The 15,354-nt window shown below is 73.3% G+C and carries 12 protein-coding genes; 3 read left to right on the forward strand and 9 right to left on the reverse strand.

Translation table 11 applies throughout. The features are described from left to right. On the reverse strand, positions 1–1,941 hold the full coding sequence (locus ACGFMM_RS28235; RefSeq protein WP_393649276.1) for an IucA/IucC family protein: 1,941 nt from the start codon (positions 1,939–1,941) through the stop codon (positions 1–3). 47 nt (positions 1,942–1,988) lie between these two features. Next, entirely contained in the window at positions 1,989–3,407 is a 1,419-nt protein-coding gene (locus tag ACGFMM_RS28240; protein ID WP_393649277.1) for a diaminobutyrate--2-oxoglutarate transaminase family protein, read from the reverse strand. Positions 3,408–3,611: 204 nt separating this feature from the next. Here ACGFMM_RS28240 and ACGFMM_RS28245 point away from each other — a divergent pair, with 204 nt between their 5' ends. Together ACGFMM_RS28245 and ACGFMM_RS28250 are read left to right on the forward strand one after the other, a co-directional pair. Next, entirely contained in the window at positions 3,612–4,787 is a 1,176-nt protein-coding gene (locus tag ACGFMM_RS28245; protein WP_393649278.1) for a trypsin-like serine peptidase, read from the forward strand. Between the two features lie 176 nt (positions 4,788–4,963). Next, a complete protein-coding gene (locus ACGFMM_RS28250) occupies positions 4,964–6,145 on the forward strand; it encodes a trypsin-like serine peptidase (protein WP_393649279.1) in 1,182 nt (393 codons plus the stop codon). Between the two features lie 96 nt (positions 6,146–6,241). On the opposite strand, the gene hflX is transcribed toward ACGFMM_RS28250, so the two are convergent. The 6 genes from hflX to miaA form a co-directional block, all read right to left on the reverse strand. Beyond that, a complete protein-coding gene (hflX, locus tag ACGFMM_RS28255; RefSeq protein ID WP_393649280.1) occupies positions 6,242–7,735 on the reverse strand; it encodes a GTPase HflX in 1,494 nt (497 codons plus the stop codon). Positions 7,736–7,856: 121 nt separating this feature from the next. Further along, positions 7,857–9,338: a M1 family metallopeptidase gene (locus ACGFMM_RS28260; RefSeq protein WP_393649281.1), complete on the reverse strand. Its 1,482-nt coding sequence runs from the start codon at positions 9,336–9,338 to the stop codon at positions 7,857–7,859. A 66-nt stretch (positions 9,339–9,404) separates the two neighbouring features. Continuing rightward, on the reverse strand, positions 9,405–11,507 hold the full coding sequence (locus ACGFMM_RS28265) for a RelA/SpoT family protein (RefSeq protein WP_393649282.1): 2,103 nt from the start codon (positions 11,505–11,507) through the stop codon (positions 9,405–9,407). Between the two features lie 195 nt (positions 11,508–11,702). After that, on the reverse strand, positions 11,703–12,590 hold the full coding sequence (dapF, locus tag ACGFMM_RS28270) for a diaminopimelate epimerase (protein ID WP_393649283.1): 888 nt from the start codon (positions 12,588–12,590) through the stop codon (positions 11,703–11,705). Positions 12,591–12,640: 50 nt separating this feature from the next. Then, positions 12,641–13,138 (reverse strand): hypothetical protein, encoded by a 498-nt coding sequence (locus ACGFMM_RS28275; protein WP_393649330.1) that lies wholly within the window; start codon positions 13,136–13,138, stop codon positions 12,641–12,643. Positions 13,139–13,246: 108 nt separating this feature from the next. After that, on the reverse strand, positions 13,247–14,185 hold the full coding sequence (miaA, locus tag ACGFMM_RS28280) for a tRNA (adenosine(37)-N6)-dimethylallyltransferase MiaA (RefSeq protein WP_393649284.1): 939 nt from the start codon (positions 14,183–14,185) through the stop codon (positions 13,247–13,249). A 115-nt stretch (positions 14,186–14,300) separates the two neighbouring features. Between miaA and ACGFMM_RS28285 the strand changes: the two genes are divergently transcribed. Then, on the forward strand, positions 14,301–14,546 hold the full coding sequence (locus ACGFMM_RS28285; protein WP_393649285.1) for an antitoxin: 246 nt from the start codon (positions 14,301–14,303) through the stop codon (positions 14,544–14,546). Positions 14,547–14,596: 50 nt separating this feature from the next. Here ACGFMM_RS28285 and ACGFMM_RS28290 read toward each other — a convergent pair whose 3' ends face one another. Further along, a complete protein-coding gene (locus ACGFMM_RS28290; RefSeq protein WP_393649286.1) occupies positions 14,597–15,304 on the reverse strand; it encodes a class III extradiol dioxygenase subunit B-like domain-containing protein in 708 nt (235 codons plus the stop codon). Positions 15,305–15,354 lie beyond the last annotated feature (50 nt).

Genomic DNA, 15,354 nt, shown 5'->3' on the forward strand with positions numbered 1-15,354 from the left:
TCAGGAGCGGAGCGGGTTGGCGACGGTGACGTAGACGGACTGGGTGTCGACGGGGCCGACGAGCTCGTCAAGGCCGTGCAGCCGGGTGAGCAGGTTGGCCTTGCAGCGCAGGGTGGCGGCCTCCAGGAGGCGGTGCGGCAGCGGCGAGCCGAGTCCGGTGACGGAGCCGAGGAACTGGCGGAAGGCGGCGAGCAGGACGCGCTCGTCGGCGAGCCGCTGGGCGCCGAACGCGCCGATCAGGCCGAGGACGTTGTTGATGCCGAGGTAGTACGCGAAGCGTTCGTCGGTGACCTGGTCGGAGACGAAGGTGTCGCTGACGGCGCCGATGCCGGGCAGTCGCTTCTCCAGCTCGTCGCGGTGCGATTCGCGGAAGTAGTAGCCCTGGTTGTCGCGGTAGCGGCCGCCGATGGGCCAGCCGTCGGGGCCGAGCAGGACGAGGGTGTTCTGCTGGTGCGCCTCCAGGGCCACGCCGGCGGCGCCGTCGAGCCAGAGCACGGGGCGGACGACGTGGTCGAGGTAGCGCAGGAACCACTCGGCGGCGACGGCTCCGGTGGGCCGGCCGGTGCGGGCGGCGAGGCGGCCGACCAGGTCGGCGAGGCGGGAGCGCATCCGGGTGCTGCCGGGCCAGGGGCGCGGGGTGGTGAGGGCGGCGATGCAGACGGCGTCGTCGTCGGGGCCGAAGGGGTTGTGACGGATCATCACGTCGAAGCCGGGGATGGGGTCGCCGTCGGAGCCGTCGACGGCGAGCCAGGCGGGGTCGCGGACGATGTCGAAGCCGGGGTTGGCGGCCTGCCACTGCTCGGCGAGCCCGGTGCGGAGCAGCCGGTGGACCTCGACGCCGCGGTGGAGTTCCTTGCGGAGGTTCTCCCGGCGGGAGTTGGTGATCCGCACGCCGAGGGAGAGCTTGAGCATGGCGCGGGCGTCGGGGCGGTGGACGGTGCGCACCGAGGAGGTGGGGTGCCAGGGCCGGCCGTGCGGGCCGAGGTCGTGCAGCAGTCCGGCGTCGAGGAGTTCGGCGACGGCGGGGCGGTGGCGGAGTTCGCGGGCCTGCCACGGGTGCAGCGGCAGGGGAACGGTTCCGTCGGGGAGGTCGAGCCCTTCGGCGAAGCCGGTGGTGAGCCGGGCGGCGGAGACCAGGCGGCCCTGTTCGGTCCAGGCGGAGTCGGTGGCGAGGACGGTGCGGTCGACGGCCATCCAGTGCAGCGGGAACGCGCCGTGCAGCTCGGGCGAGTAGAGCCGGCCCTCGGCTTCGGAAAGTCCTTCGCGGCTCTTCGGGGTGGGGTGCAGCGGGTGGCCGAGGAGCAGGGACTGTTCGGCGGCGAGGAAGGGGTCGGCGGCCGGGGGCGGCGCCGGGTCGCGCCGCCGCTCGGCGATGAAGTCGGCGGTGCGGCGTACGGAGTCGGCGACGCGGCCGACGAGGTCGGTGCCCTCGGGGCGGCCGCTCTCCCGGCCGATGAGCGCGGCGACGGTGACGGCGTCGACGGGCGGGGCGCTGCGCGGGGCGTGGTCGAGGACGGGGGGCCCGAAGCGGTGCCAGCCGGTGGGCGACCAGTAGCGGACGGGGACGAGCAGGGCGGCGCCGCTGGCGTCGAGCGGGATGCGCAGGGTGTCGCCGTCCGGGGCGCGCAGGTTCTTCTCGCGGGCCCAGCAGCGGAGCAGGTTCTCGACGGCCGCCGCGTCCGCGGCCCGTTCGGGGTCGGGGTGGTCGAGGAGGTCCTCGCCGGTCACGCCGGTGGGCTCCGCCGCGGCGGGAGCCGGGGGCGCGACGGGCGGCGCGGCCGGGGGCTCGACCGGGGCGGGGGTGTCCGCCGGAGCCGCGGGCCGGGGGTCGTACGGGCCCGACTGTTGGCGCGGGACGGTGGCCACGTCGACGGCGAGCGGGCCGCGGGCGGCCGTCGGGGGGAGGGCGTCGGACGCTTCGGGTGCGGGACTGGCGTTCACGGGGCTTCCTTGGGCTGGGGCCGGGTTCGGTCCGGACCGGTCCGGGTTCAGTGGCAGGTTCCGGTGTCGGTCCGCTGCCGCGGGCCGCGCTCGGCGGCGGCCAGGGCGTCGGCGAACCGGTCGAGGACGGCCTCGGCCTGTTCGTCGGTGAGGGTGAGTGGGGGGAGCAGCCGGACGACGGCGCTGTGCCGGCCGCCGAGTTCGACGATCAGGCCCCGGTCGAGGCAGGCCCGCTGGACGGCGACGGCGAGCGCGGGCGCGGGCGGCGGGACGGGGGCTTCGGGGTCCTCGGCCTCGGGGTCGACCAGTTCGACGCCGATCATCAGGCCCCGGCCGCGTACGTCGCCGATGCAGGGATGCGTGGCGGCGAGGCCCTGGAGGCCGGCGAGCATCCGTGCGCCGAGGGTGGCCGCGCGCTCGGCGAGACGGTTCTCCCTGACGTACGCCAGGGTGGCCGCGCCGGCCGCCATGGCGAGCTGGTTGCCCCGGAAGGTGCCGGCGTGCGCGCCGGGCTCCCAGGCGTCGAGCGCCGACTTGTAGACCACGACGGCGAGCGGCAGGGAGCCGCCGATGGCCTTGGAGAGCACCATGACGTCGGGGACGACGCCGCTGTGCTCGACCGCCCAGAACGCGCCGGTGCGGCCGACGCCGGTCTGCACCTCGTCGGCGATGAGCGGGATGCCGCGCTCGCGGGTGATCTGCCGCATCCGGCGCATCCAGGCGTCGGGCGCGGGGATCACGCCGCCCTCGCCCTGGACGGGTTCGAGGATCATCGCGGCCGGGGTGCCCGCGCCGCTCTTGGGGTCGTCGAGGAGGTTCTCGGTCCAGCGCGCGCCGAGTTCGGCCCCGCGGTCCCCGCCGGTGCCGAACGGGCAGCGGTAGTCCTGCGGGTACGGCAGCCGGGTGACGCGTACGTCGGGGGCGCCGCCGGAGGCGTCGAGGGCGCCGGCCGTCATGCCGTGGTAGGCGCCGGTGAAGGCGAGCAGGCCGCTGCGGCCGGTGGCGGTGCGGACCAGTTTGAGCGCGGCCTCGACGGCGTCGGTGCCGGCCGGGCCGCAGAACTGGATGCGGGCGTCGTCGGCGAGCGGGCCGGGCAGGGTGGCGAACAGCTCGGTGGTGAAGGCGTCCTTGACGGGGGTGGCGAGGTCGAGGACGTGGAGCGGGGCCCCGGAGTCGATGACCTTCTTGATGGCCTCGAGGACCACCGGGTGGTTGTGCCCGAGGGCGAGGGTGCCCGCGCCGGACAGGCAGTCGAGGTACCGCCGCCCGTCGGCGCCCTCGATGGTGAGACCCCGGGCGCGGACCGGGACGATGGGCAGGGAGCGCGCGTAGGTCCGGGCGGCGGACTCCCGCAGTGACTGGCGCCGCAGGATCCCCTCGTACCCCTCGCGCGACTCGCCTCGCGCCGTCTCGTTCCCCCCACGTGAGTGCGGACGTACCGCCGGAGCTGGTTCGGTCACGGCCACGGTGTCGTGTTCCTCCCGCTGTAACAGTTGTGTTGCACATCGAGGTGTCCCCCGTACGTACCAACGACGCCGGAAGCTCTGGGCCACGGGCCCGACGCAAGTTCCTGGACTCGCCGGAACCGCAGGGCCGTTGGGAACCGTCCCCACCGGCGCGGGCATAGTGGGGCCCGGCAATGTCGACGTAGTCCCAGGGGGATCACTTTCATGCGACCGATTCGTCCGCTGCTGGCCGCAGCGTCCGCCGTTGCGGCGCTGGCACTGACGGCCACCGCCTGCGGACCGACCGAGGAGAACGCGCAGAACAAGCCGAGCGCGTCCGCGTCCGAGGCCGGCCCGGACAAGATCCAGATCCCGCAGGAACTGCAGGACCGGCTCAAGGAGCACGGGATCGATCTGGACAAGTGGCGCGGTGGCGAGTGGAAGAACTGGGACCGCGAGAAGTGGCTCCGTGAGGCCAAGGACTACGTCAACCCGATCATCGAGGACCTCTGGGACCCGGACCGGATGCGGGACGCCGAGCGGCCCGACAAGCCGGTCAAGGAGGAGGACATCTCCGGCGACGAGGGCGTCACCGACCCGACGCCGGCGCCGGTGCGGGCGCGGAACGTGAAGGCCCCGTACCACGACAACGCGCCGGAGGCCGGGAAGGTCTTCTTCGACGGTCCCGAGGGCTCGATGGTCTGCTCGGCCACGGTCGTGAAGGACCCGGCGCACCCGGGCAAGTCCAACATGGTCTGGACGGCGGGGCATTGCGTCCACGCGGGCAAGAAGGGCGGCTGGTACCGCAACATCATCTTCGTGCCCTCGTACAACGACGGCGGCCGGCCGACCTCCGAGCTGAAGAAGGCCACCCGTGAGCAGGTCGCTCCGTACGGCGTGTGGTGGGGCGACTGGGCGAAGACCTCCGAGCAGTGGATCGCTCAGGGCGCGTCGACCGGCGGTCAGGGCGCTCCGTACGACTTCGCGGTCATCCATGTGACGCCGGAGAAGGGCAGCGGCGGCAAGTCCCTGGAGGAGACGGTCGGTTCGGCGCTGCCGGTGGAGTTCAACGCCCCGGCGGTACCCAAGATCGCGAAGATGACGGCGACCGGTTTCCCGGCGGCTCCGCCGTACGACGGCCAGAAGCTGCTGCAGTGCATGGACGCGCCGGGCCGGCTCACGCTCAAGGCCGACCAGCCGACGATGTACCGGATCGGCTGCACGATGACGGGCGGTTCCTCCGGCGGCGGTTGGGTGGCCACCGGCAAGGACGGCAAGCCGGCGCTGGTGTCCAACACCTCCATCGGCCCGGTGACGGCGGGCTGGCTGGCCGGTCCGCGGCTGGGCAAGGAGGCGCAGGCCGTGTACGACTCCGTCAGCGCCAAGTACGCGCGGGGGTAGTTGACTCGCGGCCGCCGCACCGGAGCGAGCGTGCCGTGAAAGATCAGTGAAGGAGGCGGGCCGCGACCGGGCCCGATGGCTCAAGGCCCGTCTCCGCCCGGCATACTGGGCAGCCAATCATGACGCGTCCATGGCATTTCGGACGTGTTGCACGTCTCTCAGGGGGATTTCTACTCATGCGTTCCGCACGACCGCTGCCGACGATAATCGTCGGCGGCCTGGCCCTGACGCTGGCTCTCACCGCCACCGCCTGTGGCCCCACCGAGCCGCCGGCCGACGACAAGCCCGCCGCCGGGGCGTCCAGCCCGGCCGCCGGCGGTGAGGGCGACGGCGCCACGCTTCCGAAGGACCTGGCCGACAAGCTCAAGAAGCACGGCGTCGACCCGGACAAGTGGAAGGACGGCGCCTGGAAGAACTGGGACAAGGAGACCTGGCTGCGCGAGGCCCAGGACTTCGTCAACCCCGTCATCGAGGGGCTCTGGGACACCGAGCGCATGAAGGCGGCGAAGAGCCCCGACCAGACGATGGCTGCCACCTCCGGCACCGCGTCCGGCGGCGTCACCGACCCGACCCCGCGTCCGGTCAAGGCGCAGCGGGAGAAGACGCCGTACCACAAGAACGCGGCGCCGGTCGGCAAGATCTTCTTCGACTCCCCGCAGGGCTCCATGGTCTGCTCCGGCACGATCGTGAAGGACCCGCGTCGGCCCGGCAAGTCCAACCTGGTCTGGACGGCGGGCCACTGCGTGCACGCCGGCCAGAAGGGCGGCTGGTACCGCAACATCACCTTCGTCCCGGCCTTCAACGACCTGGGCAAGTCGGAGGCGGCGCTCAACAACGCCAAGCCGCACGAGATCGCGCCGTACGGCCAGTACTGGGCCGACTGGGCCGTGACGTCCGGCGACTGGATCAAGCGCGGCGGCACCAACGCCGCCTGGCCGTACGACTACGCCGTGCTGCACGTGAAGCCCGAGCGCGGCAGCAAGTCCCTGGAGGAGACCGTCGGCGCCTCGCTGCCGATCGACTTCTCCGCGCCGACGACGGCCCAGGCGGGCTACATGGGCGCCTGGGGCTACCCGGCGGCCCCGCCGTACAACGGCCTGATCATGCACAAGTGCATCGACCGGCCGTCCCGGCTGAGCACCGCTCCGGCCACGCCGACGATGTACCGCATCGGCTGCACCATGACCGGCGGTTCCTCCGGCGGCGGCTGGATCCGCACGATGCCGAACGGCAAGCCGGCGCTGGTGTCGAACACCTCGATCGGCCCGGCCGGCGGCAACGGCTGGCTCGCCGGTCCGCAGCTCGGCCGCGGTGCCAAGGACGCGCACGAGATGGTCAGCAAGAAGTTCGCCCGCTGATCGCCCGCTGACGCGGACGACGGCAAGGGGAAGGCCCCGCTTCCTCCTCACGAGGAGGAAGCGGGGCCTTCCGCCGTTTCTGCGGGGGAGGGCGCGTCAGTGCGCGGCCGGGACGAACGGCGCGAGCAGCGCCGCCAGTTCCTCGTGCACCCGCGCCTTGAGCAGCGTGCCCTCCGGCGTGTGCTCCTCGGAGAGCACCTCGCCCTCGGCGTGCACCCGGGAGACGAGTCCGCCCTCGGTGTACGGCACGAGCACCTCGGTCTCGACCTGCGGCCGCGGCAGTTCGGACTCGACCAGCGCGAGCAGCCGGTCCATGCCCTCGCCCGTACGGGCGGAGACGGCGATGGCGTGCTTCTCCACGCGCAGCAGGCGCTGCAGCACCAGCGGATCGGCCGCGTCCGCCTTGTTGACGACGACGATCTCGCGCACGTTCACCGCGCCGACGTCGCGGAACACCTCGCGTACGGCGGCCAGCTGCTCCTCCGGAGCCGGGTGCGAACCGTCCACCACGTGGAGGATCAGGTCGGAGTCGCCGACCTCCTCCATGGTGGAGCGGAACGCCTCGACCAGGTGGTGCGGCAGGTGCCGGACGAAGCCGACGGTGTCGGCCAGGGTGTAGACCCGGCCGCCCGGCGTCTCGGCCCGGCGCACGGTCGGGTCGAGGGTGGCGAACAGCGCGTTCTCCACCAGCACGCCCGCGCCGGTCAGCCGGTTGAGCAGGGACGACTTGCCGGCGTTGGTGTAGCCGGCGATCGCCACCGACGGCACCTTGTTCCGCCGGCGCTCCTGGCGCTTGACGTCACGGCCGGTCTTCATCTCCGCGATCTCCCGGCGCATCTTCGCCATCTTCTCGCGGATCCGACGCCGGTCGGTCTCGATCTTGGTCTCACCGGGACCACGGGTGGCCATGCCGCCACCGCCGCCGCCACCCATCTGCCGGGAGAGCGACTGACCCCAGCCGCGCAGCCGCGGCAGCATGTACTGCATCTGCGCGAGTGCGACCTGCGCCTTGCCCTCTCGGGACTTGGCGTGCTGGGCGAAGATGTCGAGGATCAGGGCGGTCCGGTCGACCACCTTGACCTTGACGACGTCTTCGAGGGCGATCAGCTGGCCGGGGCTGAGCTCACCGTCGCAGACGACGGTGTCGGCACCGGTCTCGAGCACGATGTCGCGCAGCTCGCGGGCCTTGCCGGAGCCGATGAACGTCGCCGGGTCCGGCTTGTCACGGCGCTGGATCACGCCGTCGAGCACCAGGGCTCCCGCCGTCTCGGCGAGGGCCGCGAGCTCCGCGAGGGAGTTCTCCGCGTCCTGCACCGTTCCCGAGGTCCACACGCCGACCAGCACCACGCGCTCCAGGCGCAGCTGCCGGTACTCGACCTCGGTGACGTCCTCGAGCTCGGTGGAGAGGCCCGCCACGCGCCGCAGCGCGGCCCGCTCGGAGCGGTCGAACTGCTCGCCGTCCCGCTCTCCGTCGATCTCGTGGCTCCAGGCGACGTCCTCTTCCATCAGGGCATCGGCCCGAAGGCTCTCGGTGCGGGTGGTCTCCGCGAAGCTCTGCGCGTCCTGGGAAGGGGATGAAGAGGAGGTCATTGGATCCTTACGTCGATGGAAGTCGGTTACGTCGATCACAACGGGTGACGGGCGGGAAAGATTCCCGGCCGCCCGGCCGCGTCGCCGACCCGAAGATGGTGACACGGCCGGACGGGACACGTCATCCCGGTTTCACGGCGGTGACGGGCGTGCTGCGCCAGTCCGGGTGACCGGGCATGGCCGGGGTCTTCTTCCCGTACAGCCATGCCCGGAAGAAGCCGGTGAGGTCGCGGCCGGCGAGTTCGCCGGCGAGCCTGACGAAGTCGTCCGTGCCGGCCGTGGCGTTCTCGTGGTCGGCGACCCAGCGCCGCTCCAGCTCCTCGAAGGCGTCCTTGCCGATCTCCTGGCGCAGGGCGTACAGCACCAGCGCGCTGCCGTCGTACACCACCGGCCGGAAGAGGCTGATCTTCTCGCCGGGCGCGGGCGGCTCGGGCGCGGCCGGCGGGCCGCCGGTGGAGCGCCAGCGGTCGGAGGAGGCGTACGCGGCCTTCATGCGGCGCTCCAGGGACTGGCCGGCCTTCTCGTCGGCGTACAGCGCCTCGTACCAGCTGGCGTGCCCCTCGTTCAGCCACAGGTCGGACCAGCGGCGCGGGGTGACGCTGTCGCCGAACCACTGGTGGGCCAGCTCGTGGACCATGATCGCCTCGACCAGCCAGGCGGGGAAGCGCTCGTCGGTGAAGAGCCGGCGCTCGAAGAGGGAGAGCGTCTGGGTCTCCAGCTCGAAGCCGGTCTCGGCGTCGGCCACGAGCACCCCGTAGTTCTCGAAGGGGTACCGGCCGACCTTGGCCTCCATCCACTCCAGCTGCTCCGGGGTCTTGCGCAGCCAGGGCTCCAGGAGCTTCTCGTCGGCGGCGGGCACCACGTCCCGGACCGGCAGGCCGTGCGGTCCGGTGCGGTGCAGCACCTTGGAGCGGCCGATGGACACCTGGGCGAGTTCGGTGGCCATGGGGTGGGTGGTGCGGTAGGTCCAGGTGGTGGCGCCGCCCTGCTCGGTGCGGTCGACGGGCAGACCGTTGGCCACGGCGGTGAGGCCGTCGGGGGCGGTGACGCGGAAGGTGAAGTACGCCTTGTCGGCGGGGTGGTCGTTGGACGGGAAGACCCGGTGGGCGGCGTCGGCCTGGTTGGCCATGGCCAGGCCGTCCGAGGTGCGCACCCAGCCGCCGGCCTCGGCGGGCCCGGTCGGGTCGCTGGTGTGGGTGACCGAGATCCGTACGGTGTCCCCGGCGTCGATCCGCTCCTTCGGCGTGATCACCAAATCCTCGCCCGTGGTCGTGTACGCGGCGGGGGCGCCGTCGACCCGGACCGCGCTGACGGTGCCGTGGGTGAAGTCGAGGTTGAGGCGGTCCAGGTCCTCGGTGGCGATCGCCTCGATGCCGGTGACCGCCTTCAGGGGCTCGGTGTTCCGCCCCGGGTAGGTGAGGTCGAGGTCGTAGGCGAGGACGTCGTAGCCCGGGTTGCCGAGGTGCGGGAAGAGCGGGTCGCCGATGCCGAGCGGTCCCGGCGCGGGCAGCGCGGCGGCGACCAGGCCCGCGGAGGCGGCGGCGAGCACCGCGGCCCGGAGCAGCCGGCGACGGCGGACGGAGGGTCGGGGGGTGAGCAGCATGGGCTACCGCTACCAGGGCGCCGCCCGCCGCCCGGGGCGGCGCGCGCAGCCGCCACCCGAAGGAGGTCAGCGCACGGTGGACGGGGCAGGCGGGCGGACCCGGCTGACGTCGTAGACGCCGGCGACGTCGCGCATGGCCCGCATCAGGGCGGGCAGCCCGGCGGCGTCGGGCAGCTGGAGGGTGTACGTGTGGCGGACGCGCTGCTCGGTGGGCGGCTCGACGGTGGCGGAGACGACGGCCGCGCCGGCGGTGGCGATGGCCTCGGTGAGGTCGGCGAGCAGCCGGGGCCGGCCGAAGGACTCGGCGACCAGGGTGACCCGGCAGGAGAGGGTGTCGCCCCAGCTGACCGGGAGCGGGGTGCGGCCGAGCGTCGTCATGCGCTCGGCGCCGGGACATTCCGCGCGATGGACGGTGACCGCGCCGCCGCGGACGTGGAAGCCGGTGATCGCGTCGGGCGGCACGGGGGTGCAGCAGCCGGCCAGCCGTACCTGTGCGCCCGGCAGGTCGACGACGGCGCCGACGGCCGCGCGGCGGTCGGCGGTGACGGCGGAGGGCGGGCGGGGGGTGACGGCGGGGGCCTTGGCGGTCTCCGGGTGGGCCTGGAGCCAGGCGGTGATGGCGAGCCGGGCGGCGGGCGTGCGGGCGTGCTCCAGCCAGTCCGGGGAGGGACCGGAGGTGGAGTCCTGGGCGAGCAGCAGCTGGACGGTGTCGCCGTCGCCGAGGACGGTGCTCAAGGTGGCGAGCCGGCCGTTGACGCGGGCGCCGAGGCAGGTGTGGGCCGCTTCACCGTGCTGGGCATAGGCGGCGTCGACGCAGGTGGCGCCGGCGGGCAGGCCGAGGGTGCCGCCGTCGGGACGGAACACGGTGATCTCGCGGTCCTCGGCGAGATGGTCGCGCAGCGAGGTCCAGAAGGTGTCGGGGTCGGGCGTGGACCGCTGCCATTCGAGGAGCCGGGTGAGCCAGCCGGGGCGGGTGGGGTCGGCGCGCTCCCCGTCCTCGGCGCGCTCGCCGTCCTCGGCCGGCTCGGCGTCCGCGGTCGCGGAGGGGCTGCCGAGGGCGACGACGCCGGCCTCGGCGACCTTGTGCATCAGGTGGGTGCGGATGAGGACCTCGGCGACCGCTCCGTCGGGGCCGGCGACGGCGGTGTGCAGCGACTGGTACAGGTTGAACTTGGGGGCCGCGATGAAGTCCTTGAACTCGGAGATCAACGGCGTGAAACAGGTGTGGAGTTCGCCGAGCACGGCGTAGCAGTCGGCGTCCTCGCCGACGAGGACGAGAAGCCGGCCGAAGTCGGTGCCGCGCAGCTCGCCGCGCTTGAGCCGGACCCGGTGGACGGAGACGAAGTGCCGTGGCCGGACGAGGACTTCGGCGGTGATGCCGGCCTCCCGCAGCACGCCGGAGACCTGCTCGGCGATGGTGGCGAGGGCGTCGCAGGCGCTGCTGTTGTCGGCGATGAGGGCGCGGGTGGCCTCGTACTCCTCGGGGTGGAGGATGGCGAAGACCAGGTCCTCCAGCTCGGTCTTGAGCGCCTGGACGCCGAGCCGCTCGGCGAGCGGGATCAGGACGTCGCGGGTGACCTTGGCGATGCGGGCCTGTTTCTCGGGGCGCATCACGCCGAGGGTGCGCATGTTGTGCAGCCGGTCGGCGAGTTTGATCGACATCACGCGGACGTCGTTGCCGGTGGCGACGAGCATCTTGCGGAAGGTCTCGGGCTCGGCGGCGGCACCGTAGTCGACCTTCTCCAGCTTGGTGACGCCGTCGACGAGATAGCAGACCTCCTCGCCGAACTCCTCGCGCACCTGATCCAGCGTCACCTCGGTGTCCTCGACGGTGTCGTGGAGCAGCGCAGCAGTCAACGTGGTGGTCTCCGCGCCGAGTTCGGCGAGGATCAGGGTGACGGCGAGCGGGTGCGTGATGTACGGCTCGCCGCTCTTGCGGAACTGGCCGCGGTGCGAGATCTCGGCGAGTACGTACGCCCGGTGGAGCACGGCCAGGTCGGCGTCGGGATGGTGCGCGCGGTGGGCCTCGGCGACGTGCCCGATGGCGTCCGGCAGCCGGTCCCGGGCGGCGGGTCCGAGCAGTGCGGCACGGCCCAGCCTGCGGAGGTCGAGCCGCGGGCGGGCGCGGCGGCGGCTGGGGGCGTCAGGGTTGGTGGCCTCTGCGCTCATGGGGCACCTCCGGCGGCGTCGACCGGCGGTGGGCGGGCACGGTGTGCACGTGGGGCCGGTGCTTGATGCTACCGACCCCACCACGTGGCGCAGTCCCGCTCTCGCTCAGCGTGAAACGGATCACCCATTCGAGCGAAGGGCGGCGAGGGCGCCGTTTGCTTCGTGTGCGATTCGGGAGAACCGGGCGCCGTGCCCTCAGGCCCCGGCGCCGAGCCAGGACGGGTCGACGACGCCCTCGGCGACGATCACCGCGGGGCCGGTCATGTCGACCCGGCCGTCGGGGTGCTCGGTGATGGTCAGCGTCCCGCCGAGCACGTCCACGGTGTACGTGACCGGCGTGCCGGTCTGCGCGGGGTCGACGCCGTCCCGGCGGGCGGCGGCGACGGCCACGGCGCAGGCGCCGGTGCCGCAGGAGCGGGTCTCCGAGGCGCCGCGCTCGTGGACCCGCATGGCGACGTGCCGGGGGCCGCGGTCGACGACGAACTCGATGTTCACGCCGTCCGGGTACACAGAAGCAGGCGCGTACGGCGGCTCCTCGCGCAGCTCTCCGGCGTCGTCGAGGGAGTCGACGAACGCGACGGCGTGCGGGTTGCCCATGTTCACGTTGCGGGCGGGCCAGCTCTTGCCGTCGACGGTGACCGTCACGCTCTCCTCGGGGAGGACGGCGCGGCCCATGGCGACGGTGACGGAGCCGTCCTTGTCGAGGTGGACGCGCTTGACGCCGGAACGGGTGGCGACGGCGACCTCGCCGGCGGCGACGTGGCCGGCGTGCTCCAGGTAGCGGGCGAAGACGCGGATCCCGTTGCCGCACATCTCGGCGACGGAGCCGTCCGCGTTGCGGTAGTCCATGAACCACTCGGCCTCGCCTGCCTGGTCCTTCGCCTCGGGGTGGGCGGCACTGCGCACCACGTGCAGCAGTCCGTCGCCGCCGAGGCCGGCTCGCCGGTCGCAGAGCCGGGCGACGTCCGCGGCGTCGAGCGCCACGGCGTTGTCCGGGTCGGGGACGATCACGAAGTCGTTCTCGGTGCCGTGTCCCTTGAGGAAGGCGAGCGGCGCGTTCTGGGTGCTGGTCACGTGATCCATCGTACGGGTGGGGTACGACGCAGGGTCTTGTGCGGGGCGACGACGGCCGCTCAGCGCAGCCGGGCCACCCGCCACACCGCCAGCGCCACCAGGACGGCGCTGATGCCCAGGTACAGGGCGAGGACCCGCCAGTCGGGGCGCTCGCCGGAGCCGCGGGCGGGCAGGCCGGGCCAGGTGTGGCCGACCTTGCGGGCGGCCATCATGCCCCAGCCGGCGGCGCAGCAGCTGATGAGCAGGCCGAGCATGGCGACGACCGGGCCGCCCTCGCCGGAGCCGAAGGCCAGCGGGAAGGCGAACATCAGGGAGCCGAGGGCGGCGAGCCCGACGATGGGAGCGAGCTGCCAGATCCGCAGCCGGCGCTGGGGACGGATCTCGACCTCGACCTCGTCGGGGGCGACCTCGACCGAGGAGCCCTCCGCGTCGTCCGGGCCGTCCGGGGTCAGGCCCGCCGCGTCGGCGTCACGGGCGCCGCCGCGGATCGCGCCCAGGGCGCCGTCCCGGGCGTCCTGTGCCTCGTGCTGTTCTCTGTCGCGAGGGCCGGCCTCCATCGCCACGCGCCCTCCCAACTCGGACTCCACTTGGTCGATCGATGCTCGATGATGGCACGCCCCCGACCCCCGAATTGACGGGCAGTGCGTCCCGATGCCATCACGTGATCAGGCTGTAACCGCTCGTTCGACCAACGTCAGCGCGAGGTGCGGGAGTTCCCCGCGGTCCTCGGCCGCGCCGCTGAGCCAGTGCACGCGCGTGTCGCGGCGGAACCAGGAGTCCTGACGGCGCGCGAAGCGCTTGGTGGCGCGTACGGTCTCGGCGCGCGCCTCCTCCTCGGTGCACTCCCCCGCGAGCGCCGCGAGCACCTGCTGGTAGCCCAGGGCGCGGGAGGCGGTGCGCCCGTCACGCAGCCCGGCGGCCTCCAGGGCGCGCACCTCGTCGACGAGTCCCGCCTCCCACATCCGGTCGACCCGTACGGTGATCCGCTCGTCGAGCTCGGGGCGGCCGACGTCGACGCCGATCTGCACGGTGTCGTAGACGGAGTCGGGGCCCGGCAGATTGGCCGTGAAGGGCTTGCCGGTGATCTCGATGACTTCGAGGGCGCGGACGATCCGGCGGCCGTTGCCGGACAGGATCGCGCGGGCGGCCTCCGGGTCGGCGGCGGCCAGGCGGGCGTGCAGCGCGCCGGAGCCGTGCTCCTCCAGTTCGGCCTCCAGGCGGGCGCGGACGGCCGGGTCGGTGCCGGGGAACTCCAGGGCGTCGATGGCGCCGCGCACGTACAGGCCGGAGCCGCCGACCAGGACCGGGGTGCGGCCGGCGGCGAGCAGCCGGTCGATCTCGGCGCGGGCGAGGCGCTGGTACTCGGCGACGCTGGCGGCCTCGGTGACGTCCCAGATGTCGAGGAGGTGGTGCGGGATGCCGCCGCGCTCCTCCTCGGTCAGTTTGGCGGTGCCGATGTCCATCCCGCGGTAGAGCTGCATGGAGTCTGCGTTGACGACCTCGCCGCCGAGCTGCCGGGCGAGGTGGACGCCCAGATCGGACTTGCCGGCCGCGGTGGGGCCGACGACGGCGATGACCCGCGGTGCGGGAGCTGCACTTCTCACCGCCCCAGTCTCCCAAACCTCCGGCATCGCATTGTCCGTCCGCACGAGTACGCTATGCATTCAGGATGATTTGGGCGTTTTCGATACCCGAGGACATACCGAGGACGGTGACCCGATGGGCTTCATGGACTCGCTGAAGGCCAAGCTCGCCCCGGCCCAGGACAAGGTGTCCGACCTGGCCAAGAAGCACGAGAAGAAGATCGACGAGAACCTGGACAAGGCCGCACGGCTCGTCGACGAGAAGACCAAGGGCAAGTACAGCACCAAGATCCACAGCGGGACGGGCAAGGCCAAGGGCACCGTCGGACGGATCGCGCACAAGGAGCGCGAGGACGGCGACAACCCGCCACCGGCCTCCTAGCCCCCGCCCCGGGCCGTTTCAGCTCCGGACCGCTTCAGCCCCGGGCCGTTTCAGCTCCAGACCGCCACGAAGTAGCCCACCCCGTACGGGGCGTCCTCGTGGAGCAGCCGGCCCTCCAGGCCGGTGCCCTCGGCGGCTCCGGCGAGCACCTGCCAGGGTGCGCGGCCGGCCGCCTTCAGTTCGCGCGCCAGCTCCTCGTCCAGGCCGAGCAGGGCCCCGGTGTCCGCGGCGGCGAGCGCCCGGGCCACGGCCGCGTCGAAGGGCGCGGCCCGGTCGTCCAGGTAGCCGGGGGCCTTGAGCGTGCGGCAGGCGCTGCCGTCGCCCGTCACCAGGAGCGCCACCCGCTCCGCGGAGCCGGCCAGCTCCCTGCCGTCGGCGGCGCAGGACGCGGCGTCGCGCAGGTCGCCCACACCCAGGCCGGTCAGCGGCGCCGCGGCCCACTGCTCCCGTTCCAGGAGCCAGCCCGCGACGGCCAGGGACGCGGGCAGCGGCCGCTCCCCCTGTGGACCCTCGCCGAGCCGTACGGACACGTCTACGCCGAAGCCGGCGAAGGAGCCCGCCGACCCCTGCGGGAACTCCGTCCGGTCCGCGCCGCCGGCCGGCCCGACCACGTACAGCCGGTCGGGGCGGGACGCGGCGAGTACGCCGACGGCGTCCGCGCAGGCGGTCCGGGCGGCGTCCAGCTCGGGTGCGGCCCCGGACGCGACCTCGGGGACGAGCAGGGGCGGGCAGGGGCACACGGCGGCGGCGACAAGCATGATCCGCAGCCTACTGCGCCCCTGAAGCCCCGGCCCGTCACGCGGTCAGT

Source organism: Streptomyces sp. NPDC048604, assembly GCF_043199435.1.
Taxonomy (GTDB): domain Bacteria; phylum Actinomycetota; class Actinomycetes; order Streptomycetales; family Streptomycetaceae; genus Streptomyces.